20 protein-coding genes are annotated in these 25794 nt (G+C 55.1%); 16 read left to right on the top strand and 4 right to left on the bottom strand.

The window, feature by feature from the left end; all coding sequences use genetic code 11:
- Positions 1 to 334: 334 nt before the first annotated feature.
- On the top strand, positions 335 to 532 hold the full coding sequence (locus C162_RS01095; protein ID WP_036690383.1) for a hypothetical protein: 198 nt from the start codon (positions 335 to 337) through the stop codon (positions 530 to 532).
- A gap of 501 nt (positions 533 to 1033) precedes the next feature.
- Here the strand turns inward: C162_RS01095 and moaA are convergent.
- Positions 1034 to 2035, bottom strand: a complete 1002-nt coding sequence (gene moaA / locus C162_RS01090) for a GTP 3',8-cyclase MoaA (protein WP_036690382.1) — start codon at positions 2033 to 2035, stop codon at positions 1034 to 1036.
- 324 nt (positions 2036 to 2359) lie between these two features.
- Between moaA and C162_RS01085 the strand changes: the two genes are divergently transcribed.
- Entirely contained in the window at positions 2360 to 3055 is a 696-nt protein-coding gene (locus C162_RS01085) for a TorD/DmsD family molecular chaperone (RefSeq protein WP_036690381.1), read from the top strand.
- A 331-nt stretch (positions 3056 to 3386) separates the two neighbouring features.
- Here the strand turns inward: C162_RS01085 and C162_RS01080 are convergent, their stop codons facing one another.
- Entirely contained in the window at positions 3387 to 6551 is a 3165-nt protein-coding gene (locus C162_RS01080; protein WP_036690380.1) for an efflux RND transporter permease subunit, read from the bottom strand.
- Between the two features lie 59 nt (positions 6552 to 6610).
- The gene (locus C162_RS01075; RefSeq protein ID WP_051493121.1) at positions 6611 to 7525 is read right to left on the bottom strand and encodes a TetR/AcrR family transcriptional regulator; all 915 of its coding nucleotides are present in this window, start codon (positions 7523 to 7525) and stop codon (positions 6611 to 6613) included.
- Positions 7526 to 7708: 183 nt separating this feature from the next.
- Between C162_RS01075 and cls the strand changes: the two genes are divergently transcribed.
- Complete coding sequence (gene cls / locus C162_RS01070) at positions 7709 to 9217, top strand: cardiolipin synthase (RefSeq protein ID WP_036690378.1); 1509 nt, start codon at positions 7709 to 7711, stop codon at positions 9215 to 9217.
- A gap of 260 nt (positions 9218 to 9477) precedes the next feature.
- On the opposite strand, the gene C162_RS01065 is transcribed toward cls, so the two are convergent.
- On the bottom strand, positions 9478 to 10935 hold the full coding sequence (locus tag C162_RS01065) for a phospholipase D family protein (RefSeq protein ID WP_036690422.1): 1458 nt from the start codon (positions 10933 to 10935) through the stop codon (positions 9478 to 9480).
- A gap of 365 nt (positions 10936 to 11300) precedes the next feature.
- Here C162_RS01065 and C162_RS01060 point away from each other — a divergent pair, with 365 nt between their 5' ends.
- From C162_RS01060 to C162_RS01000, 13 genes are all read left to right on the top strand, one after another.
- Positions 11301 to 12230 carry a MerR family transcriptional regulator gene (locus C162_RS01060; RefSeq protein WP_235218325.1) on the top strand — a complete coding sequence of 310 codons (930 nt, stop codon included), beginning with the start codon at positions 11301 to 11303 and terminating at the stop codon, positions 12228 to 12230.
- A gap of 223 nt (positions 12231 to 12453) precedes the next feature.
- Positions 12454 to 14010 (top strand): phytoene desaturase family protein, encoded by a 1557-nt coding sequence (locus tag C162_RS01055; protein WP_063828964.1) that lies wholly within the window; start codon positions 12454 to 12456, stop codon positions 14008 to 14010.
- Positions 14007 to 15527 carry a phytoene desaturase family protein gene (locus tag C162_RS01050; protein ID WP_036690375.1) on the top strand — a complete coding sequence of 507 codons (1521 nt, stop codon included), beginning with the start codon at positions 14007 to 14009 and terminating at the stop codon, positions 15525 to 15527. Before C162_RS01055 ends, C162_RS01050 begins: the two co-directional genes overlap by 4 nt.
- Positions 15520 to 16377, top strand: a complete 858-nt coding sequence (locus C162_RS01045; protein ID WP_036690373.1) for a phytoene/squalene synthase family protein — start codon at positions 15520 to 15522, stop codon at positions 16375 to 16377. Before C162_RS01050 ends, C162_RS01045 begins: the two co-directional genes overlap by 8 nt.
- 2 nt (positions 16378 to 16379) lie before the next feature.
- Positions 16380 to 17165 (top strand): carotenoid biosynthesis protein, encoded by a 786-nt coding sequence (locus tag C162_RS01040; RefSeq protein ID WP_036690371.1) that lies wholly within the window; start codon positions 16380 to 16382, stop codon positions 17163 to 17165.
- Positions 17134 to 17874 (top strand): lysophospholipid acyltransferase family protein, encoded by a 741-nt coding sequence (locus tag C162_RS01035; protein WP_051493120.1) that lies wholly within the window; start codon positions 17134 to 17136, stop codon positions 17872 to 17874. Before C162_RS01040 ends, C162_RS01035 begins: the two co-directional genes overlap by 32 nt.
- The gene (locus C162_RS01030; RefSeq protein WP_036690369.1) at positions 17871 to 19028 is read left to right on the top strand and encodes a glycosyltransferase; all 1158 of its coding nucleotides are present in this window, start codon (positions 17871 to 17873) and stop codon (positions 19026 to 19028) included. The genes C162_RS01035 and C162_RS01030 overlap by 4 nt, the downstream gene beginning before the upstream one ends.
- Positions 19025 to 20500: a phytoene desaturase family protein gene (locus tag C162_RS01025; protein WP_036690367.1), complete on the top strand. Its 1476-nt coding sequence runs from the start codon at positions 19025 to 19027 to the stop codon at positions 20498 to 20500. The genes C162_RS01030 and C162_RS01025 overlap by 4 nt, the downstream gene beginning before the upstream one ends.
- A gap of 303 nt (positions 20501 to 20803) precedes the next feature.
- Positions 20804 to 21949 carry a type 2 isopentenyl-diphosphate Delta-isomerase gene (gene fni / locus C162_RS01020; RefSeq protein ID WP_036690366.1) on the top strand — a complete coding sequence of 382 codons (1146 nt, stop codon included), beginning with the start codon at positions 20804 to 20806 and terminating at the stop codon, positions 21947 to 21949.
- A gap of 43 nt (positions 21950 to 21992) precedes the next feature.
- Entirely contained in the window at positions 21993 to 22466 is a 474-nt protein-coding gene (locus C162_RS01015; RefSeq protein WP_235218324.1) for a GNAT family N-acetyltransferase, read from the top strand.
- A gap of 523 nt (positions 22467 to 22989) precedes the next feature.
- On the top strand, positions 22990 to 24090 hold the full coding sequence (gene ychF, locus C162_RS01010) for a redox-regulated ATPase YchF (protein ID WP_036690364.1): 1101 nt from the start codon (positions 22990 to 22992) through the stop codon (positions 24088 to 24090).
- A gap of 229 nt (positions 24091 to 24319) precedes the next feature.
- Complete coding sequence (prfA, locus tag C162_RS01005) at positions 24320 to 25387, top strand: peptide chain release factor 1 (protein WP_036690363.1); 1068 nt, start codon at positions 24320 to 24322, stop codon at positions 25385 to 25387.
- Between the two features lie 25 nt (positions 25388 to 25412).
- The coding region (locus C162_RS01000; RefSeq protein WP_442792415.1) for a N5-glutamine methyltransferase family protein at positions 25413 to 25794 on the top strand (382 nt) is incomplete at its 3' end.

Genomic DNA, 25794 nt, shown 5'->3' with positions numbered 1-25794 from the left:
AAGCTTAATGGTACTTCACTTATTATCATTCCATTCCACCATTTAAATTTCCTTATTATTCTATTATTTTTCTTTATTTTCCTATAGTAGTCTTAAATGTATATTTCGTCAATGCAAATAACTTTCTCTGTGAAAACAAGACTAATTTTATTGGTGACTGTTTAAAATTCATGGTAGTAGGAGGGTGTAGCAACAAGTCTAAAGATTCAATTTCGGTTTCTCAACTTCTTTCACTGCTCCAGCCATTACCGAAATGGAAAAAGAACTCGTTGGTGTTGTAAATAAGGACATACTCACCAAATTGACGTATACCTATCACCAGAAGAAAGATATTATGGCAGCAGCTGAAAAGGTTGGGCTAAAAAAAACTCCATCGATTGGCGCTGGACCAGATGACTACTTGGATAAGTTTGAAGTGGAGGAGAATAAGAATGAGCTTCATAATAAAGCGGAAGGTAAAAAAACAGTTAGACTTAACGATGAGAATACGGGTAAATGGATTCTAGAGGCCTTTCTTCGAAGAACGATTTGAAGCTTCAGCACGATCAATGAGACCTATAGAATAGGACTCTAAGCTACTGTATTGACGAAAGTTTTGATTCAGTACGATGGAACAAGCACATACAGATGGAGCGACTGCTGTAAACCAAGCTGTAGCAGCTGGACAACCAACGAGAACGGCTATCTATTTTCAGTTGACTATGATGCTACTGCTAGTGACTTGTACAACATCCTTATTCCTTATTATGGTTATCAGTTAATCAAGGATAAAGTAAAATGCATGGGTCCTTCGGAGGCTGGAAACTTTAATTGTTAGCATAATAATATTTGGGCTACTGATTGAAGGTAGGATAAAACCTTCAATTCGGTAGCCCATCTTTTTGTTTAAGTTTGTGCCAAGTCTAGCATAAACGTATCCTCTTTCTAAAAGATTGGTACGTTCAGCAGGCTATTTCCAATCGTCTACTTCGTGAGGATTAAAGCCTAATGCTCACATTATTCTAGCAAGCTCCCATCCTTAACTACCGGCGTCCTACCCCCCAATCTGCGACATGCGGCGGGCGGTTGGCGTGTGACTCTGAGTTTTGTGCTCTAGGGCCAGCGCCATTTCGTGGTTATGAGGCTTGTTGCCGAGCGCCTGGCGGAACAGGGCCTGCACGGCAGCGGGGTCGCTGATCAGTGGGCGCACATTATATTCGTCTTGCCAGTACAGGCAGGCTTTGATGTTGCCGTCGGCGGTCAGGCGCAGCCGGTTGCAATTGTCGCAGAAATGCTCGCTGACCGGGTGGATCAGCCCGAAGGTCCCTTTTGCACCGGTGACACGCCTATTCTGCGAAGGTCCGTTCCCGGAAGGCATGTCAGCCTCCTCGGTGGTCCAGCCCGCTTCCTTGCAGGCCTCCACTACAGTCTCCAGCGGCAGATAGGTCTGCCGCCAGGCATCGCTGGCGCTGCCGATCGGCATATATTCAATGAAGCGCACATTCAGCGGACTGTTCAGAGTCAAGGCAATGAAGTCCTTAATCTCATCATCGTTGATTCCCTTCATCAGCACGACATTCAGCTTAATCGGGGACAAGCCCGCAGCTTCTGCGGCTTCAATTCCCTTCAACACCTTGGCGACATCGCCGCCCCGGGTAATCATCGAGAAGCGCTCCGGCCGCAGCGAATCCAGGCTGATGTTCACACGTGACAGTCCGGCCTGCTTCAGGACAGACGCTTTGGCTGGAAGCATCAGTCCATTCGTAGTCAATGATATATCTTCGATGCCGGGTATGGCGGCGATCATGGAGACCAGCTTCTCCAGATCCTTGCGGACCAGCGGTTCGCCCCCGGTCAGCCGGACCTTCCGTAAGCCCAGTGGCGCAAGCGCCTCCACCACAGCGGCAATCTCCTCGTAGCTCATAATCTCGTCCTGCGGCTGGAATTGCATTCCTTCGGCGGGCATACAATAGATACAGCGCAGGTTGCAGCGGTCTGTAACCGAGATACGGAGGTAATCATGTACGCGTCCAAAAGGATCAGTTAGCGGCTCCATAACGTTGCTCCTTCACCTGTTGATTTTAGTTTAAATTTTAAAGAAAGCATCCCGCCGCGTCAATGCACAAGCAGACAACCTAAAGCATAGGGGACAGAAAGGTAAAGGAGCATCCTAATTATGACAAAAGTGCGACAATTACCGGGAATGGTCATAGAATGCTCACCGAAAGCGTTTAACATATTCGATATAATTTAGGTGCGGAAGATTCAAACTTTAGATACTTTTACTTTTGCGAAGCACAGCTATGATACCGGAAGACTAGGCGGCAATCCCTTAGGATACCCTGGGCATCCGGCAAACTAAGTAGGGAGGATTTGCAAAATGACTATACCAACTGTTCCATCGCTTGTTGTGCCGGAGGCTTGCAGCCGCTGGCTGGAGAGCCGGGGATTAATATATCAGCTTCTGGTGGACTTCTATGGAAGAAAACCGTCTCTCTCCCTGGTTGCCCAGTGGAGCCGTAACCGTGAGATGAGTGTTGCTGCGGAGATGACCGAAGGCGGCCGTGAGTTGAAGCGTTACCTGTGCAGCCAGGAGCCATCCATGCTCCCGGCCATCTGTGAGAAAGAGAAGCTTGAATACAAACGTCTGATGAACGAACGCGCCGTAAGCTCCTTCGTAGCCCGTGAAGCGGCTCAGCTGGGGCGTGAGGAAGAATTCTGCAACGTGCTGTCGGATGTGTACGCATCGGCGGGCATTGTCTTCAAGAAGTGCAGCGGCGAAGCTGACGACCATATTGCCATTGAACTGGAATTCATGGCGGTGATGCATGAGCGGATGCTGTACAACAGCTTCTCAATCCGCAGTGCGATGGAGCTTCTGGAGATTCAGGAGAAGTTCCTCGAAGAGCATCTGCTGAAGTGGACTCCACAATTCTGTGAAAGAATGAACGCTGCAACCGACAGCCCGCTCTATCTGGGGCTCAGCCATATGCTGGAGGAATTCCTGCCGCAGGATCTGCACATGCTGCGTGCCTGGAAGGCTTCGCTGGAGAGCAGCGCAGCAGCCATGGCTTAATAAGCAACCATACTCAATCAATAAGGCGCCCTTCCATCAATCGGAAGGGCGCCTTTTTCTGCTCGGGGGATCTTCAACTTAAGCTTTCAATTTATTAGGTTGTGATTTGGAGAAAATACAAAAAGCGTGCAGGATCGGAGGAGGATTTTGGAACTTTAGGAGCGGTAGCGTCCGCCTTTGTCTCCGGATTTCTACCGCAACAAGCGGTACCATCAAGAAATCTGGAGACAACAGCGGCCGGAAGTCCAAATATCCACCGTAGTGACGTCTGAGCTTTACGCTATGTTCTTACGTTCACCCCATATAACTGAAACTGAAGTTCATCCCCTATTTATTCGTAAGTTTTCTTGCTCCGAAACTTCATCAGGAACTCATACACCACCGGTACAACGACCAGGGTCAGCAGCGTGGAACTGACCAGACCGCCGATGACGGTTACGCCAAGTCCCTTGGAGATGATTCCGGCGCTGTTCTCAAGGCCGGTAACCAGTGGCAGCAGAGCTCCAATGGTCGCGAGCGCAGTCATGAGAATCGGGCGAAGACGCGTAGCGCCAGCTTCAAGCAGCGCCTTGCGGGTAGACATCCCCTCTTGCTCCTTATGGATGACGCGGTCAATTAAGACAATCGCATTGGTGACCACGATTCCGATCAGCATCAGTGCGCCCATTAGTGCCGAGACGTTCAAGGTCTCGCCAGCCAGGAGCAGGGCGACAAGAGCGCCGATGACTGTGAACGGCAGGGAGAACAGGATGGCGAACGGTGCCAGACCGCCGCCGAAGGTGACTACGAGCACGAAGTATACAATCGCAATAGCCGCCAGCATGGCGATGCCAAGCTGCCCAAAGGTCTCATTAATCTGCTCGGTGACTCCGCCGAAGGTAATGGTCACGCCGTCCGGGAGATCAAGAGCGTCTATTTTGTCCTGCACAGCACTTGCCGCACTATTAATGTCACTGGAGATAATGTCGGCGGTAACCTCGACTTTCATTTTGCCGTCTTCACGGGTAATGGAATCCGGGGACTGGCCCTGTTCAATGCTTGCCACCTCGCCAATCGGGACGGTAAGGCCCAGCGGCGAAGTGAGCGTAGCGGCCTTCATTTCTTCAATACTGCTGTAGGAATCCTTGTCCGTCTCAATGTAGACCTTGTAATTCTTGCCGTCCAGCTCTACCTCAGTCAGTACAGGCCGGGTTCCGGCAGGGCTCAGCTTCATCGCAAGCTGTCCGGCTGTAAGACCCAGAGAGCTAAGCTTGGCCTGATCCGCCACGATGGTATATTGATCATAGGCTTCAGAGAGACTGGTCTTCCCATCTTCGAAGTTCTTGGTGTCTGCCTTAACGATCCCGGCAATTTCATCGGCTACCGGTTTGAGCTGCTCCAGCGTATCGCCGTAGATATTGACAGTGAGAGTGCTGCCCCCGAGCCCGCCTCCGGCCATGCCGGACAGATCGCCCCACACGCCATCCGGCACCTCTTGGCTTAAGCCTTCAATTAACTTCTCCTTCACGGTATCAAAATCAGGTGTATTGCTGTCATATGTGACATAGAACAAGCCTGAATTGCCTGAGCCCATTCCGAACGGGCCGCTGCCGCCGATGGAATATTGCATTTTGTCCAGATGCTTCTGGGCCAGAATGAACTTCTCCGCCTTCAGGCCCTGCGCCTTCACATCCTCCAGCGTCTGACCGGCCTTCGGGGAGAAGGTTAACGTAACATTCTTCTCTTCCTGGGAAGGCAGGAAGCTGACGCCGATTGGCTTAATCAGGAACAGACTGCCTGCCAGCAGCAGGACAGCAACACCCAAGGTAATCAGCTTATGGGAGAGACACCAGTCCAGAATCCGGACATACCCGCCCGCCAATGCGCCGGGCTTGTCTTCGTGGCTCTTTGTCCCCTTCTTCAGCCCGTTACGGAACAGGGTGTGGGCCAGCGCAGGCACCAGGGTAATGGCGACCACCAGTGAAGCCAGCAGCGCGAATACCATAGTGAGGGCAAACGGCAGGAATAGCTCACCGACCATCCCGCTGACAAAAGCGAGCGGCAGGAAGACGGCAATCGTCACAATGGTTGAGGACATAATCGGTACAAACATCTCACGGGTAGCCGCGCTGATCAGCTCTCTGCCGCGCAGCTTCTCGCCGGACAGCGTAAGCCGCCGGAAGATGTTCTCAATGACGACGATGGAGTCATCGACTACCCGCCCGATGGCCACGGTCATGGCGCCGAGCGTCATCATATTCAGTGTAATATCCATCTGCCGCAGGCATAATATCGCAATCAGCAGTGATAACGGAATCGAGATAATGGAAATAATGGTAGAACGGATATTGCGCAGGAACAGCAGGATGATGAGCACGGCGAACAGGGCGCCGAAGGCGGCCTTGGACAGCATCGTGTTCACGGAATCCTCAATCGGCTTGCCTTGATCCAGCAGCACGGTGAGATCCATCGACTTGTATTGTTTCTTCAGTTCTTCGGTCTTGTCCTTGACCCCGTTCACGACATCAACGGTGTTGGCATCATTGGCCTTCACAATCTGAATCCCGATGGATTCTTTACCGTTGGTACGGGAGATCGATTCTGATTTGCCGACTACTTCAATAGCGGCAAGCTCGCTCAGCTTCACGGTCGGCAGACCGGTCATGGCCCCCGCGCCCGCGCCGTTATTGCCAGCCGCAGCACCGCCTGAAGCTGCGCCGCCAGCGGCCCCGGCCCCCGCAGCTCCTGCTCCGGCAGCGCCTGCGGCAGAGGGAACCAGCGGAATGCTGACATTCTGCAAGTCCTCCACCGTAGTGATGTTGCCGTCCACGACAACAGCCTTCTGTGCTTTGTCCATCTCGAACAATCCGAGCGGCACCCGCAGGGAGGAGGCCTGGATGATGCCTTTGATCGTATCCTCGGTCAGTCCGTATTGCTTCAGCTTCTCCTGATTGAACTTCAGGGAGACTTCTTTGACATATTGTCCGGCAATCTGCACAGAGGCGACGCCTTCAATATCCTCCAGCGCCGGGCGGATATCATTCTCGGCAACCCGGGTCAGCTCCTCCAGATCACCGGAGCTCTCATCAGAGATACTGAGAGAGATGACTGGCAGCGAGCTGAGGCTGAAGCGCGAGATTTGCGGCTTTTGCACCTCATCCGGCAGCTTCACCTCGTTCAGCGCTTCGCGAACTGCTGCTGTCGCATTGTCCAGGTTGGTGCCATAGTTGAATTCAATGGTGACACTGGAGGCATTCTCAAGAGAGGTGGAGGTCAGCATCTTGACCCCGTCCACATTGCGGAGCTTCTGCTCCAGCGGCTTACTGACGTCGTTCACGACACCTTCGGGTGCGGCTCCGGGATAAATAGTAGTAATGCTGAGATAAGGGATACTAATGTTAGGCAGGGTCTCCTGCTTCATGGTCATTCCGCTGTACAGACCGGCGAAGACAATAATGATCGTCAGCAGCCAGACGGCAAATTTGTTGCGGAGCGAGAAATTAATTAAGCTTTTCATCAGTAAAGGGAACCTCCAGTACAATTATTCTTGATTTTACAGGCGTGCCGCTTCTGTCCTTAATGAAGTCCGCAGGAAGTGTGCATATAGGGTGTGAATTCTTTCTTCAATTGACTTAGCTCACCGGATAGCCCGGCGTACCCCTCAAGATTGGCAATCATCCCTTGGATGATCGCTTTCCGGGGCCGGGTGGTGAGGACTTCGCTCTCCAGAATGCCTAGGGACTCCAGGCCGTCTTCGGCATGCTCAGGGCTGATTCCGTCCGCTTCACTGAGCAGGAGCTTCATTGCCTTGATCAGCTGAAGCGGGCTCTGGCGCGGTCCTTCTCCTTGCCCCTCGGCCCATCCGGCCAGGACTGCGGAAGAGATCAGAGGGGCGGGCTGCCCTGCAAGCAGGCCGGCGGCCATAATGTCCAGCCAGTCCACCAGCCGGTCAGCCAGCTCAGGGATGGAGACAACAGTCTCGCGCCCGAACAGCAGCTTGATGCTGGAGCTGATCATACCGTGGCTGAGTACGCACAGCTCGCCTGCATAGGGCAGAATCTCTGGCCCGTACATGAGCTCCAGCTTCTGCTGGAACCAGCGCAGCAGGGCGGCGTTGTTCTGCTTCACCCAATCGGGAATCTCGGCCATACCTCTGCCGGCTACCTCCTGGAATTGGCGCTGCAGGAATTCACGCAGCTCGTACACATGACTGAGCAGTATTTCGAGCTGGTTGCGCAGCTTCTCCCGGGGCTCTCTGCCTGCTGCCTGCTCCTCCTGCTGCAACGGATCATGAATCATCCGGAAGCAGTAGATGTATAAACTGCGCTCCAGCTCCTCTTTGGATTTGAAGATCAGATATAGACTTCCTTTGGAGATCCCGCATAATTCGGCAATCTCCTGCATGGAGGTGGAGGAGGAGCCTTTTACAGCGAACAACTGTATGGCGGTCTTGATGATTTGTTCTTTTTTGGTGATACTTTTAGCGGTCAAGGCGATATAAGCCCCCGTTCTGACTAGACAGTTCTGTATTTGACTGATTGGTCAGGGAGATTATATTATATATCCTGCAGCAATACAAATTTGCAGGTTTCAGTAGGAAGAAATGGATTCTTCATGTAAGATATAAATGTGTCATTTTGGTGATAATCGGCGGAATGAGAAGGTAGGGTACATATGAGAAGAGGACTGCAGGCTATGGTCATCATAGCGGCTATGCTGGCGTTCTATTATTTTGGATTTGGGATTTTCGGCAGCACAGCCGGAACCATTATCAGTATTTTTTCTACATTGACGGTCATCTCTATCGGACTCGGTATATTCATGGAGAACCGTAATCCTTCTACCACCGTATCCTGGATTCTGCTGCTGGCGCTGATTCCGGGGTTGGGACTGGTGTTCTACTTCCTGTTCGGACAGAATGTGTTCAAACGGCGCAAGTATGACAAAAAAGCTCAGCGCGATCTCATGGCCTATGAACGGATTGAGAATGACGCACTGCGGATGCACCAGGACTGGTCAGTGTTCAGCCCTGCACGGCAGAAGCTGCTGGGTCTGTCCCAGAGACTGGGCCGGACGCCGATTTCGTTCAGCTCGGAGACGCGCATCTTAACGAACGGTGAAGAGACCTTCGGGACGCTGCTGCTGGAGCTGCGGCAGGCGCAGCATCATATCCATATGGAATACTATATTTTTCGGGCAGATCATATCGGCACGCGCATTCAGCAGATTCTGATTGAGAAAGCCCGAGCGGGCGTGGCGGTCCGGTTCATGTATGACGCGGTCGGGAGCATTCAGCTCTCCAGAGCCTTTCTTAAGGAGCTCAGTGATGCGGGGGTGCAGGTGGCTGCTTACGGCAACTCCACATCCTTTTTCTCCAGCAGGGTGAATTACCGCAATCACCGCAAGATCGTAGTCATCGACGGCGATGTCGGCTTCATGGGCGGGCTGAATGTCGGGGACGAGTACTTGAGCCGCAGCAAGACCTACGGGTTCTGGCGGGACACGCATATGCTGCTGAGAGGCGAAGCGGTGCGGACGATGCAGATAATCTTTCTGCAGGACTGGATGCACACCACCGGTGAGAAAATCCTGGAACAGGATTACCTCTCCCCCCAGCTTCGCTTCACTACCGGAGACGGGGCGGTGCAGATTATTGCCAGCGGCCCGGATAATGAGCGGCGTGCGCTCAAGAATATTTTTTTCTCCATGATAACTACCGCGGAAAAATCCGTCTGGATCGCCAGTCCCTACTTCATTCCCGATGAGGATATACTGACTGCGCTGCGTGTAGCGGCGATGTCGGGGCTGGATGTCCGCCTGCTGTTCCCGGCCAAGCCGGATAAATGGATTCCGTTCCTGGCCTCCCATTCCTACTTCCCGGCGCTGCTGGAGTCCGGTGTGAAGATCTACGAATATGAGAAGGGCTTCATCCACTCCAAGCTGCTGATTGCCGACGGGGAGATTGCTACGATCGGAACGGCCAATATGGATATGCGCAGCTTCCATCTTAATTTCGAGGTGAACGCGCTGCTGCTGCAGACCGAGAGTGTCTCGCGCATTGTCGCAGACTTCGAGCGTGACCTGCAGTCCACGCGGCAGATTGTCCATGAGACCTTCATGGAGAAAAGACTGCTGGAGCGGCTGCTGGAATCCGCAGCCCGGCTGATGTCTCCGCTTCTGTAAGCGGACAAGCAGAATGAAAAACGGTACCGTCCTTTTGGGACACGGTACCGTTTTTTTTGTTTTTAGGAAATTATGATTTTCTTCTGAGGAAGTTCAACTATGGGTTGCTGAATGTGACTGAAGCCTGAAGGTATGCCTACAACCGATTACAATCGGCTGGTACAGCGGCATATGGCCTGAATGTATGCGAAAAACAGCATACATTGTGTTTGCGCACAGGTATCTTATCCACCCGTCTAGGGTGAATTTGTTCTTTTGCATTAGAAGGTAGTGAATCCAAGCCGGGTCTGTATCCGGTAGAGAATGTACTTCAACCAGGTGGCGTCACTCTGATATTCCTTCAGCGGCAGGCTGTATTCAGCCCCCTCGTTGTTCCATAGCCGCTTAAAGTAACCCTCCACCTCCGCATACAAGGGCTGCTCTCGAGGAACAGACACCCAGAGGTCATTCTCCAGGTTATAGTCGTCCAGGTTCCGGGCTGTGAAGTTCGTCGATCCGCCGAGCAGGATGGAGTCGCCTGATGCCTTGGCGATGAACAGCAGCTTGCTGTGATACTGCTCTTCACCTGTGTTGTACCAGCGGATCAGGATATTTCCTTCCGAGCGGCGGTCCAGATCCATGGCAACGGGTCGGTTCGGGATGCCGATTTTGTCCCGTCCGAAGGCATTCTGGTTAGGATCAAGCAGCAGTCTGACCTGGGCACCGCGGGCATCTGCGGCAAGCAGGGCATCAATAATTCTGTCGTCCGCCAGATAGAACATACCCATCCAGACGACATCCCCGGGTCCTGCCGCAGCGATTCCTTCCAGAGCATATTTGTACACCTTGCCTTCGGTCAGATAGCGGACTCCAAGCGGGGCATCACCGGATCCGGCGGCAGGCTGCTTGAACTCAGGAGGCTTGCTTAACAAGGGGCCGGCTCCCGACAGATTAGCCGCCGCCTGCTCGCTCCGCAGAATATCCTCCTGAATAGGACCTTGCACTTCCAGGGCGATGTTGGAATGATAAGCGCTGGCGTCATGCACATTGCCGGAGGAGATCAGAGCGGTGTTCTCACTCAGCACGACCTTGCGGTGATTGGCTTTGACATTCAGCAGCTTCAGATAGGAACGGGCGGTAATGTCCGGTCCTCCGCTGGCCATCAGATTCGGAATCCAGCCGGTGCCGGATTGCCCGAACCACTGGATGAAGGTGCGCCAGACCGCCGAATAAGCAGGTGTCGAATCACGCAGATCGTCCACATCCGTCAGGATAACCTTAATTCCGGCTGCGCTCAGCTCCTCCAGAAGGGCATTGGGCGCAGAGCCGTAATTCGTATTCACCTCATCGGTGATGAAGACGATCTCCATGGCGGGATGGGCGGCTTTCTGGGCAAGCAGCTTATCGGTAAGCTGTCTGCTGACAGCGGGGAACTGCTGGTCTGTATGGGTATAGTTATTGAACAGGAACAGATCGATCACGAGGAACTGCCGGGACTCTTCAATAATCTGCAGAATTCTGGGCAGAATCTGTTCTTCCCTCGCCTGCTTGCCGCTGTTGTCCTGGTAGGTCAGATCATGCCAGAAGGCGACCGTATTCACCTTATAAGCAGGGCTCTCCGCAGAAAGTCCGGGCGGCATCGGCTTATGGGTCTGATAGAGCATCACCCCGGCCAGCCAGAGGAGAAGAAGGATTAGAGCAATCAGGAGCTTGGAACGACGGCTCAGGAAGAGCTGCATCTGACGCTTGTGCCTGGATGCCGTAATGGCACCTGAAGCCAGCGTAATTTGTAACTGTTCGGGTGTGACGGGATGGCGGCCTCGATTCATATTCATCCTCCTGGGTCTGCTGCCGGGCCAGAGCGGCTATAGGGTAGCCCGGCATTGTAAGTACCTATAACGCCCGCTAAGGAGAAGTGAAGCAGCTGAGTGCAAAATCCCTGAAAATTCTAGTGTTACAAGAAGCCCTCCATTTCATCCGTACTGTACCGGCAAGCTGCATAATACAAGTTCTGGTGACATAACACAGAAGCGATTGTATAATGAGTGTAAATAATTTGTATAAGGTTTGAATCTTCAAAGTATTCAGTGTAAACAGGAAGCGAGTGAGATCCATCGTGTATTCCATCAAACAGGTCGTCGAAATGCTCGATATTCCCTCTGTCACTCTGCGGGCTTGGGAGAACCGGTATCAGGCTGTCGTCCCGGAACGTACCGAGTCCGGCTATAGACTGTACAACCAACAGAATATTGAGGACCTTCGCTGGTTGAAGGAACAGACCGATAAACCGGGCATCAGTATCTCACATGCTGTGCGGATGCTGAAGCAGCATAAGCAGAGGGACCTGGATGAACGGCTGTCCGTTGCGGGCGGTGACCCCAAGGATGCCTTGGACAAAATGAGGCAGCAGATCTATGCAGCGCTGCTCGATATCCAGGGTGAGCGGGCGGATGCTCTGATCGATTTCGGGTTCTCCCTGTACGGCTATGAGGCGATGGTCCATCAGGTACTGGTGCCGGTGCTGGTGAAGGTTGGTGATGCCTGGGAGCAGGGGACGGCAACCGTGGCGCAGGAGCATTATATGACACATATGATCTCGAACAGGCTATCCCAGTTCTTTCACGTGTTCCCGGTGTATGCCCATCTGCACAAGGTGCTTGCCTTCTGCCCGGCGGGAGAGCATCACCAGGTCGGCCTGCTGCTGTTCTCGCTGTTCCTGCGCCGGAACGGGGTTGAAGTCATCTATTTGGGGTCCAATACCCCCGAGGACGGTGTGATGGAGCTGCTGGCGAAGCAAGAGCGGATCGGAGCTGTCTGCCTATCCGTTACGAATAGCACTCTGGTTCCTTATACGGAGAAGCTGCTTGAACGGCTGGGCAGCCAGTACCCGGAGCTGCAGCGTATTGCGGGCGGCAAAGCTTATGAGGGAATCAGCCTTCAGGATACCAACGCCACCTATGTGATGGCGGAGCCGCCGGAGCAGTGGCAAGCCTGGTTCGATCAGGAATTTGCCGGAAGCCGGCATAGGGCGTAGTTTTTGTGGCAGATATAGTTAATTTTAATAGAGCATGAGATTCCATAGGAACCGGTCAGAACCCTTGTACAGGGCTGGCCGGTTCTTTTGCTATGGACAAGTCTAGCAACCAAATTGCTGGAAGTGCGGCGGATGATATTTACATGACCCGGCAAAGTATGTATGATATTTGTATCACTATTGTATAGTTTTTGTATAATGTTTGAACGGAGGAGGATGTCGCTTGATCCGAACCACAGATACCACAAAAGTCGCAGTAATCGGCGCAGGGCCGGGCGGGTTAGCCGCCGCCATGCTGCTTGCCGCCGAAGGATATGAAGTAGATCTCTATGAACAGCAAGCGGCGGTTGGCGGAAGATCTGGAGAATTGAAGCTGGGAGACTATCGTTTTGACCGGGGAGCTACCTTCTTGATGATGCCTCATTTGCTGGAGGAGCTGTTCACTCTGGCAGGACGTTCTGTGCATGATTATGTTTCGCTTACGCCGCTTGATCCGCTGTACTCCCTGCATTTTGGAGATACCGTATTTACGCCTTCTACGAACCAGGATCAGACGGCTGAGGAGATTGAGCGGCTGTTCCCCGGCAACGGCAGCGGCTACCGCCGGTTCATGGCAGAAGAAGCCGATAAGCTGGAGCGGGTGATTCCGCTATTGCAGCGTCCGTTCCAATCGTTAGGAGATTATGTCAAAAGAGATGTGTTCCACGCGCTGCCCAAGCTGAACGCTACAGACACTGTGTACAACCGGCTGTCCCGTTATTTCGATGACGAGCGGCTGCGGTTCTCGTTCACGTTTCAGGCCAAGTATCTGGGGATGTCGCCTTGGGAATGTCCGGGCACCTTCACGATTCTGTCGTACATGGAGCACCGTTACGGCCTGTACCATCCGACCGGCGGAATTAACCGTGTGCTCCAGGCTATGGCTGAGGTCATCCAGGAGCATGGCGGGCGGGTCCATACCGCAAGCGGAGTGAAACGCATTATCGTCAAGGACGGGCAGGCCGCAGGCTTGCTGCTGGAGAACGGGGGGAAGGTGGATGCGGACTATATTGTGATTGGTGCAGATTTTGGTTCTGCAATGACACAATTGTTCGAGCCCGGACTTCTGAAGAAATATGCCCCTGACAAGATTGCCCGCAAAAGATATTCCTGCTCCACCGCCATGCTCTACCTCGGTGTGGATGGAGAGGTGGACCTGGGGCATCATTCGGTTCATTTCGCGGACGACTACCGGCGTAATGTCAAAGAGATCACGGAACTGGGCGTTCTGTCGGAGGATGCCTCTATTTATATCCATAATCCGTCGGTCATTGATAAGACACTGGCGCCTCCCGGCAAATCCTCGCTCTACGTGCTGATGCCGGTGCCTAATCTGAGTGCCGATATTAACTGGGAGCAGGAGCATGCTGAGGTAGAGGACTGGATGATGCAGCGGCTGCAGCAGATTCCGCAGCTGGCCGGAATCGCCGGACGGGTGGAAGAGAGCCTGTTCTTCTCCCCGCTGGACTGGCAGAACCAGCAGAATGTATATAACGGGGCCACCTTCAATCTAGCCCATAATCTTGGGCAGATGATGCATCTGCGGCCGCATAATACCTTCGAGGAGGTACGCGGCATCTGGCTGGTCGGCGGGGGAACCCATCCGGGTAGCGGCCTGCCGACGATCTTCGAGTCGGCCAAGATCAGCGCGCGGCTGCTGCGGGAACATGACCAGGCTGTGCGGGGGCGGTTCACCGTACAGGCAGGCGCGCCAGGCGCAGGTGCGGGGGTTCCGCTATGAGCCGCATTGCCATCGTAGGCAGCGGAATCGGCGGGCTGACGGCGGCGCTGCTGCTTACCCGTCAGGGGCATGAGGTAGTGATCTATGAACGGGCGGCCCAAGCGGGCGGGCGTGTGGCCTTTGAAGAGCAGGACGGCTACCGGATTGACCGCGGGCCTACGATCGTGCTGCTGCCGGAGATGCTTCTGGGTATTCTGGAAGAAGGCGGCCTTCCGCGATCCAGCCTGGAGCTGCTGCACTGTGACCCGCTCTACCGGGTTCACTTCAGAAGCGGGCGGGTACTGACCAAATTCGCGGATGCATCGGCGCAGGCGGAGGAGATTGACCGGCTCTATCCCGGAGAGGGCAAGGGCTTCACCCGGTTCATGAAGGACATGTCGGTGCTGTATCCGCAGGGGCGGACCTCGTTTCTGGAGCGGGGGTATGCAAGCGGGCGGGAATTTTTCAGTCTGGCTAACCTGTCGCTGATGGTCCGCCTGCACGCTTACCGGAACCTGCGATCTGCTATCGGCCAGTATTTCCGGAATGAAGAGCTTAAGGATGCGTTCTCCCTGCAGAGCCTCTATATTGGAGGAGCGCCCTTCCGCACACCGGGCATCTACACCATGCTTCCTTACGCTGAGCATGCCTTCGGCATCTGGATGCTGAAGGGCGGATACGGGACGCTGCCGCAGATCATGGCCCGGGAGCTGGAAGACCGCGGGGTACAGATTCATACGGGCACCGAGGTGGAGTCCTTGCTTGTTGAAGGGAGCCGCTGCTGCGGAGTGGTTGTTCATGGGCAGTCGATTGCTTATGATGCCGTTCTGTACAATGGAGATTTCCCGAATGTAGAGAAGCTGCTGCCGCCTGGTGTGTTCAAGCAGGAACAGGCGCTGGGTGTAACGGAGAATAAGGGCAGACCCGTATCGGCCAAGGGCATAAAACGCGGCACCTGGAAGCCCTCCTCGGGCTGTTTGCTGATCTATGCAGCCACGGATAAGCGCTGGCCGGATTCGCTGGTGCACCAGTTCTTCCTGCCGGACAGTCTGAATAGCAGCCTTCACGAGCTGTTTGACCGGGGACAAATTCCCCAGGATTCATCTTATTATATATTTAATCCGGTAGCACTGGACGATAGTGCAGCTCCTCCCGGACAGAGCGTGCTGTATTTCCTTGTTCCCGTCCCGGCGGCGCCGGATAAGAACTGGGAGGAAATAGCCGGAGCACTAGCCGATACAGTCATGGCGGATGCTGAGAAGCGGGGCTTCCCCGGGCTTGCCGCGAGTGTGATCTGGCGCAGACTGAGAACGCCTGCCGATGCGGAACAGGAAGGCATGTACGGCGGGGGCAGCTTCGGTATTGCACCGCTGCTGAGCCAGTCGGGGGTATTCCGGCCCCAGCCGAAGCCTTATCCTCTTAAGGGGTTGTATGCCGCTGGTGCTTCCGTCCATCCGGGCGGCGGTGTGCCGATTGTGATGCAGGGAGCGAAGCTTGCCGTTCAGGAAATGATAAAGGAGATGAGCGTACATGGATGAAAGGATACTGCAGCAATGTGAGGAACTGATGAAGAAAGGGTCCACTTCGTTCCATAAGGCGTTTGATGTTCTGCCAAGTCCCAGGCGTGAAGCGGTGCATGTTATTTATGCCTTCTGCCGGATTATAGACGATAGTGTGGATGAGCCGGAAGGCGCGCCGTACAGCATCCATGAGCTGCGGGAGCGTTTCATGAATCTGGAGCAGGCGGATGGGCATTTCATCTGGCCGGCGCTGCGCTGGCTGTTCAGCAGCTTCCCGCAGCTTCAGCGTGAGCCGTTTCTTTTGCAGATGGAGGGACAGCTTAGAGATCTTACCTTCACAGCCTATGACACGATGGAGCAGCTTAAGGATTATTGTTATCTTGTAGCGGGAACGGTAGGGGAGATGCTGCTGCCTGTTCTGCGGGATGATCAGAGTGAAGCGGCACGGACCTCGGGAATTGCGCTGGGGATAGGAATGCAGCTGGTGAATATCATCCGCGATGTGGGTGAGGATCTCCGGAGAGGACGCAGATACGTGCCGCTTGAGGTGATGGACAGACATGGCTACAGCCAGCGGGAGCTTGAGGGCGGAGAGGTCAATCACCGTTTCACCGCTGTTATTCAGGAGCTGCGGACAGAAGCGCTTGACTGGTTCCGGCAAGGACTTATGCATGTGCATACGTATCCTTTGGAGAGCGGTCTTGCCATTGAGCTTGCCGCATCCTTCTATGCTGCTATTCTGGATGCAGTGGAGGCAGACGGATATGATGTTTTCCGCAAAAGATCCTATGTCAGCGATGAAGCCAAGCTTCAGCTGTTCCAGCGTACAGTCGTGCGTTATGCCGGTGTAAGAACTGCGGTGGTCTAACGATGGTCCGAACGCTTTTTTGGATTTGGTATACCATCGGTGCGCTGCTCTTAATCGTGTTCGGAATTCCGGATAGTCTGAAGTTCTCTAACGGATTGTTTCTCGTATTCTATGGTGCCTACGGTTTGGACTTAGCAATCAAGGGGCAATGCAAACCCTTCATGTCTGACTGGTCAGTCAATTCTTCGGGAGGCCGGATGACCAAGCGGTTCTGGTATGCTGCAGCTCTTATCTGGTTAGGCGGAATGGCCGTCGAATGGGTAGGCGTGCATTCCGGCCGGTTGTTTGGGGATTATAATTATTCTACTATTCTTGGGCCTTTATTATTTGGTGTGCCGGTTACCCTGGGCTTCGCCTGGATTGCTGTGGTATGCAATGCTGTGCTGATCAGCCATGATTTCGGACAGCGCGGCCTCCGGCTCCTGCTGCTGCGGGCCATGCAGGTTGGCTTCTGGACAGTCCTGATGGATCTGGTGCTCGATCCTGTTGCCCATGCCAGGAACTTCTGGCACTGGGAGGGCGGCGGGGGCTTCTATCAGGTGCCCTGGAGCAATTTCGGCGGCTGGCTGATTGCAGGCGCTGCCTTGTCCATGCTGCTCCCGGCCGTGCCGTTCACCCGCCTGGCTGCCCGCCGGGGCACCCGCCTGTATCAGGCAATCCTGATCCTGTTCGGCCTGATCAGCCTGACAGAGGGACTGCCTGCCTGCACGGTGATCGCTGTGGCAGGCGCCGCACTGGCTGAAGGGAGTCTACGCTATGCTGGAAGCCGTTCCATCGGGAAGGTTTGACTGGTTATTCTACCGCTATAATTCCATGTATCTGCTGCGCAGACATTTCCACTTCATCGGAATCAGCGGAGAGCTTCAGCCCGCTGCCGCTGCCGGGCGGGGGATTCTCTACCTCATGAATCACAGCTCGTGGTGGGACGGCCTGCTGGCCTATCACGCCGTGGGGAAGCTGCCGGGGAAGCGTCATTATTTCATGATGGAAGAGGAGCAGCTACGTAAGTATGCCTTCTTCAGAAAGCTTGGCGCGTACTCCATTAACCCCGGAAGTCCAGCGGATGCGCGGGCTTCCCTGCGCTATACAGCCGGGCTGCTGGAGGCGGGGGAGAGTGTCTGGATGTACCCTGAAGGAGAAATCCGGCCGCTGGAGCACCGGCCGCTGAGTCTGAAGGAAGGGGCTTCCTTGGCGCTGCGGCTCAGTCCGCAGACGGTGGTAGTCCCAGTGACGCTATACCACGGCCTGTTCCGGCATACCAAGCCGGAAGCTACGCTGCTGGCCGGTGCGCCGCTGCTGCTCCCTTGGGCGGAGATGGACCGTTCAGCGATAGCCTGGCGGCTGGAGACTGTTCTTGGCGGACAACTGGAGTCACACCGCTGCAAAGTTCTTAACCATCAAGGTCATATGCCGGACGAATTCCGGCCGCTCCTCCGCCGGGGGAGATCAACCAATGAATGGCTTGATCTGCTACGGCCGGGCGGAGGGAGAGGATGAATGTGTTCTTTCAGGCTGTAACCGGTATTCTGTTGCTCCAGCTTTTGTTCGCAATGTGGAATGCAGCGCAGCTCCCTAAGCTGGGGGCAGCGCCAGGAGCAAGAGCGGCGCAGGTGCTTCGAGCACCGGCTTCCTCCCGGTCCTTGCGTTTGTCGGTGCTGATCCCCGCCCGGAATGAAGCGGATAATATTGGGGATTGCCTCTCCTCCGTACTGGCCTCAAGCACCGGCGGGATAGGGGCGGAGATTATTGTGCTGGATGATTCATCGACTGACGGAACGGGGCGGATTGCCGAAGCAACGGGCGGCGGCAGAATACGCGTTCTGAAGGGAAGGCGGCTGCCGGAGGGTTGGCTGGGCAAGTCCCATGCCTGCGCTCAGCTTGCAGAAGCGGCAAGCGGGGAGTGGCTGCTGTTCCTGGACGCAGATGTCCGTCTTCAGCAGGGGGCGCTTCAAGAGGTACTCTCTGCTGCTGAAGCAGCGGGCGGCGGCATGATTACCGGCTTCCCCCGGCAGATAACTGGAACTTGGCTGGAGCGGCTGGTGGTTCCCCTGATGGTCTTCACCATCATCTGCCACCTGCCCATTCCGCTGGTCCGCGGCTCCAGAGATCCGCGCTTTGTTGCGGCGCATGGGGGCTTCATCCTGATTCACCGGGACAGTTACAATAGCTGCGGCGGACATGAGGCCATCCGCAGCGAGCTGGTGGATGACATGGCGCTGGCCCGCGCTGTGAAGCGTTCGGGCGGGACAGTGACGCTTATGGATGTTACGGAGCAGGTGTTCATGCGGATGTACCACAATGCACGGCAAGTATGGAACGGCTACCGGAAGAATATCTATGCCGGTATCGGCCGTAGCCCGGTGCTGCTGCTGGGTGTGCTTATTGCATATCTGTCGCTGTATGCGGTGCCCGCCGCCGCCGTTCTGTACTATGGCCTAAGCGGACAGCCAGGCGCGGCGCTCTGGCCTGCTGCTGCACTGCTTGCGGGTCTGGCCGTGAAACGGACCAGTGATGCTGCCGGACGGCAGCCGTTCTGGTTCTGTCTCCTACTCCCGGCGGGTATACTCTGCCTGTTGCTGATTGCTGTGGCATCCTGGCACGGAAGCCGCACGCGCGCAGGCTATGAATGGAAAGGAAGGCGTTATGGATGAAACCGAAGGCAGTAATCATAGGCGCCGGATTTGGGGGGCTGTCCTGTGCGGTCACGCTTGCCGCACAGGGCTGGGAAGTGACTGTGCTGGAACGCCAGCAGCAGCCCGGCGGCAAGCTGCAGCGTATTCAGGCGGGGGGCTACACCTTCGACCGCGGCCCAAGTACGATTACGATGCCCCATGTCTTCCGCTCGCTCTATGAGCTTGCGGGAGCCCGCATGGAGGATTATGTCCGGCTCTATGAGCTGGAGCCGCGCACCCGCAATGTATTCGCAGACGGCAAGGTGGTTGATTTCTCAAGGGATACGGGGCGAATGCGTGAGCAAATGGCCTCCTACAGCCCGGCAGATGCTGCGAAATTCCCGGAGTTTCTGGAGGAAGCTTCGCGGCTGTATCAGCTTAGCGAGAAGCAGTTCCTTAACAGGCTGCTGCTATCCTGGAGGGATAAGCTCTCCCCTTCACTTGTACGGGATCTGGTGCGGGTCCGGCCTTTTCTCTGCCTGCATGACCTGCTGCTCCGCTACTTCAGCCATCCGAATACGCTGGCTATGCTGGGCCGCTATGCCACCTATGTCGGATCTTCACCGTATCGTTCCCCCTCCATCCTCGCCATGCTTGGTCATCTGGAGATTCAGGAAGGCGTATACGGGGTGAAGGGCGGCACCTATGAATTAATTAGCGGTCTGTCTACACTCGCCCGGAATCTGGGCGTGCAGCTGATTACAGGGATGGAGGTAACAGGGATTTCCGTAGTCTCCGGTGCGGTAGAAGGTGTGGATACGGCGCAGGGCTTCTACCCGGCCAAGACTGTGATAGCCGGTGGAGATGTCCTCAGCATCAACAAGATGCTGCTGCCTGAAGCGGTTCGTCCGGGAATGACAGACCGCAGGATTGAAGCGTACGAACCCTCTCTGTCCGGGCTGGTAACGCTGGCGGGCGTGCCGCGTACGTATGATGCGCTGCTGCATCATACGGTGTTTTTCCCGGAGGACTATGAGCAGGAATTCAAGGATATCTTCGAGCATAAACGTCCGCCGCAGCAGCCGACAGTGTATGTATGTCACTCCGGTTATTCCGAGCCTGAGATGGCGCCTGAGGGCGGCAGCAACCTGTTCATTCTGGCTAATGCGCCTTATCTAAGCCCGGCCTGCGATTGGAGTGAGGAGAGGGATGCGTACGGGGAGCGGGTGATGTCTGTACTGGAGAGCCACGGGGTGAGCGGGCTGTCGTCCGCAGATGTGCTGGAGCGGTATACCCCGCAGGATATCGCCCGCGATACGCTGGCGCATCAGGGGGCCATTTACGGGATATCCTCCAATACGGTGAAGCAGACCTTCTCCCGCCCGGGCAACCGATCCAGTGATGTTAAGGGACTGTGGTATGTAGGCGGAACCACGCATCCTGGCGGGGGAACACCTGTAGTTTCCTTGTCCGGCAGGCTGGTGGGCGAATATATTGCAAGCCATGTATGAAGAGTGAGCACCCCGCCAGCGTTCAACGGCCGAGCGGGGTTGTGCTATAGTTGTGCTATAATGGAAGGTAATTGTGGAGCGGGATATATGGCAAGTGGAGACAGTTGGGCCGCCCTTAGGGCGGCAATGGTTCTTGAATAACTCATAGAGTGACGTTGTTGCTGAATGTATGCTAAAAACAGCATACATAGTGCTCGCAGGCAGGCGTAAGGCCGAATGTATGTGGAAAACAGCATACATAGTACTCACAGGCAGGCGTTGTTATAGTTTGAGAATAGTGCAGCAGAAACGGAGGAAGACAGCATGAATGATATGCCGCGAAATGGTGTGCCGCAGAGTGCTGGGGAGCAGCCAGGAACAGGGCCCCAGCCACGGCAGGAGGCAGCAGGCTCAGGCCTTGCCGGACATAAATCTCTGCTGCCCGACTCCAGAACCGGAGAACGGAAGATTGAGCATGTACGGCTCTGCCTGAATGAAGATGTGGCCGGCAACGGAATTACAACCGGGTTCGAGCAGTACCGGTTCCGCCATAACGCGCTGCCAGAGCTGGATTACGATACCATCTCACTGGGCACTGAATTCTTAGGCCGTACGCTGCGTACCCCGCTGCTGATCAGCTCCATGACCGGGGGGAGTGCGGCTACAGGGAAGATTAATGAGCGGCTGGCCGAAGCGGCGGAGCGCAGGGGCTGGGCGCTGGGAGTTGGCTCGGTGCGCGCGGCTTTAGAACGCGCGGAGCTGGCGGCTACCTTCCATGTCCGGGCCAACGCACCCACGATTCCGGTCATTGCCAATGTCGGAGCGGTCCAGCTCGCCTACGGCTTCGGGGTAGAAGAATGCCGCAGGGCAGTTGAGATTGCCGGAGCGGACTGGCTGGTTCTCCATCTGAACGGGCTGCAGGAGGTATTCCAGCCCGAGGGTGACACTGGCTTCGGTTCCCTGTTGAAGCGGATAGAGGCATTATGCCGGACCCTTGAGATTCCAGTGGGGATCAAGGAGGTCGGGTGGGGGATTGACGGCGATACGGCCGCCCGGCTGTATCAGGCTGGCGCTGCCTTCATTGATGTCGCCGGAGCAGGCGGCACTTCCTGGAGCCAGGTGGAGAAGTTCCGCAGCATCGACCCGGTACGGCGTGCGGCAGCAGAGGCCTTCGCCGACTGGGGCATTCCCACGGCGGAGTGCATTGCCGAGGTCCGCGCGGTCTCCCCGCGCGGGGCATTGATTGGCAGCGGCGGACTGAAGCACGGCGTCGATGCCGCTAAGGCGCTGGCCCTTGGCGCTGATCTGGCGGGCTTCGGACGGGGGCTGCTGGGTCCGGCCGTCAGCTCCGAGGAGGCGCTGGATCAGGCGCTGGCCCAGGTAGAGCTGGAGCTGCGGACGGTGATGTTCGGCATCGGTGCGCCGGATCTTGCCGCGCTGCGCGGAACGCCGCGTATGGTCCGGCGTTGACGCCAGGCTTGCTTTTATAATCAGACCGAAGGAAGGTATCCAAATGACGATTACATTGGTCCCGATGGACGAATCAGCGTTTCAGTCGTTCTTGAACCAATCTACCCAAGATTATGCAGAAGAGAAAATACAAGCCGGAGCCTGGGATGCAGATACGGCGTTGACGCAGGCCCAAGAAGCAATGAATCGCTACCTGCCGCAAGGCCTCAATACGGCGGGAGCTTATTTCTATTCGGTAGTAGAGGACGCTTCGGGGACTCAAGCCGGTTATATCTGGTTCAACGTGACCGAGAACCGCGGGGTGCGGGAGGCGTTCATTTATGACATTTATATCTTTGAGCCGTTCCAGGGCCGGGGCTATGGTAAACAGACACTGCTGCTGCTGGATGAAGAAGCTAAGAAGCTGAAGGCGGCCAAGATCGGCCTGCATGTCTTCGGGCATAACGAACGCGCCTTCGGGCTATATAAGAAAATGGGCTTCCAGGTTACAGACATCACAATGTCCAAAACACTATAGGCCGCAGGCGGAAAGTAGCACCAGGAAGGCATAAGGTTCTGCATAGCACCTGCTGAAGTAACTGGACTCCTCAAGGAGTCTTTTTGCATAAGGGGCAGTGTTCGGGAGTAAGTGCGACGGTGTGTGAGCTAAGGATTCACGGAAAAACGAACAAAATGGGACTGGTGCAACGTGTAGTCGAAATGTAGTCGAAAAACCGACTACAATTGGAGTGGACGCGCCCCCGTAGGCTGAATGTAATCGAAAAACCGACTACAATTAGACTGGACGCGCCGTGTAGGCTGGATGTAGTCGAAAAACTGATTACAATTGGAGCGGAAGCGCCGTGTAGGCTGAATGTAGTCGAAAAACAGATCACAACGGGCAGAGCCAAGTAAATATTTTTTACCCGGTAAGATGAGTTTGGCCGCCCGCCCTTGACATCCGCTGTTGCTGGAGAATTTGTTCTAATATATAATGGTTTGAGATCAGTTCGGTATTCATGCGGTGATCAAACCAACCGAAAATAGGAGTTGTCATATAAATGGCTTTGAAAGCAGGTATCGTTGGACTTCCCAACGTAGGCAAATCGACATTATTCAATGCAATCACACAAGCGGGCGCAGAATCCGCCAACTATCCGTTCTGCACCATCGACCCGAACGTCGGGGTTGTAGAAGTACCGGACGAACGTCTGGATAAGCTGGTGGAGCTGGTACAGCCGAACAAGACGGTTCCGACCGCTTTTGAATTCGTCGATATTGCCGGACTGGTGCGCGGCGCGAGCAAGGGCGAAGGCCTGGGCAACAAGTTCCTGGCCCATATCCGCGAGGTGGATGCCATTGTTCATGTGGTGCGCTGCTTCGTCGATGAGAACGTGACCCACGTAGACGGCAAGGTAAATCCGATCAGCGACATCCAGACGATTAACCTGGAGCTGATTCTGGCTGACCTGGAGAGCGTGGAGAAGCGGATTGAGCGTTCCCGCAAAAATATTAAGGGCGGCGACAAGAAATACGCCCAGGAAGTAGAAGTACTGGAGCGTGTGAAGGAAGCTTTGTATCTGGATCAGCCTGCCCGCAGTCTGGAGCTGTCCGACGATGAGCGCTCGATCGTGCGTGATCTTCACCTGCTCACTCTGAAGCCGGTGCTGTATGCGGCGAATGTGGGCGAGGACGAGGTGGCGACTGCCGAGGAGAATCCTTATGTGCAGCAGGTCCGTGAATTCGCAGCAGCCGAGAATGCTGAAGTCGTGCCGATCAGCGCGAAGGTGGAAGCGGAGATTGCAGAGCTGGAAGGTGAAGACAAGGAGATGTTCCTGGAGGAGCTGGGTCTGCAGGAATCCGGGCTTAACCGTCTGATCAAAGCGGCATACAAGCTGCTGGGCTTGTACACTTATTTCACTGCGGGCGTTCAAGAGGTTCGTGCCTGGACCATCCGTAAGGGCACCAAGGCCCCTGGAGCAGCAGGCGTCATTCATACGGACTTCGAGCGCGGTTTTATCCGGGCGGAGGTTGTAGCTTACACCGATCTGGTGGCGGCAGGTTCAATGAACGGTGCCAAGGAACGCGGGCAGCTGCGTCTGGAAGGTAAGGAATATCTGGTGCAGGACGGCGACGTTATGCATTTCCGGTTCAACGTATAGATACTTTTCGCTTGTTATAGAGAGGCCATTCAGGAGTAGAGGTTTGCTTGCTGGATGGTCTCTTTGCGTCATCTGAATCTTTTTCAAAAGATTTCCCCATCCCCCCGCTTGTAGTGTAGCCAATTGAGGCTTGTGGTGGTATAATATAAAGTCGTATATCTACTTCAGTTGTAGCAACAATTTAAAGTAATATTGAACGAAGAATTTGAATCAGGAGAGGTGAATTCCCTTGTTGGACCGATTGCAATCCCTGGCGGACCGCTATGAGAAACTCAGTGAACTGCTATGTGACCCGGATGTTGCAAGCGACAGTAAGAAACTGAGGGACTATTCCAAAGAACAATCCGACTTGCAGCCCGCCTTCGAGGCGTATAGCGAATATAAGAACGTAATGGAAGAGCTCGAAGCTGCGAAGATGATGCAGGCCGAGAAGCTTGATGATGAAATGAAAGAAATGGTCAAGATGGAGATCGAGGAGCTGTCCGAGCGTCAGACCGTTCTTGAGGAGAAGATTCGTCTGCTCCTGCTGCCTAAGGACCCTAATGACGACAAGAACGTAATCGTGGAAATCCGCGGCGCAGCCGGCGGGGATGAAGCGGCCTTGTTCGCCTCTGACCTCTACCGGATGTATACCCGTTATGCCGATACCCAGGGATGGCGCGTAGAGCTGATGGATGTGAACACGAATGATCTCGGCGGCTTCAAGGAAGTGATCTTCCAAATTACCGGGCGCGGCGCTTACAGCAAAATGAAATTCGAAAGCGGCGCACACCGTGTGCAGCGCATCCCTACCACAGAATCCGGCGGACGTATCCATACCTCTACCTCTACGGTTGCTGTAATGCCGGAAGCGGAAGATTTCGAAATCGAAATTCATGATAAGGATATCCGTGTCGATACCTTCTGTTCGAGCGGCGCGGGCGGACAGTCCGTTAACACGACCAAATCAGCAGTACGTGTAACCCATGTACCTACGGGGATCGTGGCTACCTGTCAGGACGGCAAGTCCCAGAACTCCAACAAGGATAAGGCGCTGAAGGTGCTGCGTACCCGGATCTCGGATCTGAAGCGTCAGGAAGAGGAAGCGAAGTATTCCGGAGAACGTAAAAGCAAGGTGGGAACCGGTGACCGCAGTGAGCGTATCCGTACCTACAACTTCCCGCAGAGCCGTGTGACGGATCACCGGATCGGCTTAACCCTCCACCGTCTGGACCAGGTGATGAACGGGGATATTACCGAGATTATCTCGGCATTGTCGATTGCGGAACAAGCAGAATTGATGGAAAAAGGAGAATAATGCTTTGAAACACGACCCTTACGTCATGTCGGAAGTGCAAAGCATCCGGGAAGCCTTTGCGGAGGCTTCTTCTTTTTTGGCCGGGCACGGCCTAACGGAGCCGCAGCGCAGCAGCCAGCTCCTGCTGGAGCATGTGCTGGGCTTGTCCGGGGCGGCTTATTATATGGCGCTGGCTGATCCGTTCCCGCCGGCATGCAAGGCCGAATGGGAAGCAATGGTGACCCGCCGGGCGGCGGGAGAACCGGTGCAATACATCATCGGCGAGCAGGAATTCTACGGCCGGGCCTTCGAGGTCACGCCCGATGTGCTGATCCCCCGCCCGGAGACGGAGCTGCTCGTCGAGGCGATTCTGAAGTACGGCGCGGAGCTGTGGCCGGACGGGCTGGCGGGGGGGGGGGGGGGGGGGG

Origin of the sequence: Paenibacillus sp. FSL R7-269 (assembly GCF_000517865.1) — a bacterium.
In the GTDB taxonomy this organism is placed as follows: Bacteria; Bacillota; Bacilli; order Paenibacillales; family Paenibacillaceae; genus Paenibacillus_AQ.
Note: the sequence above shows the minus strand (reverse complement) of the source record. Positions and strands in the feature narration are given on the sequence as shown.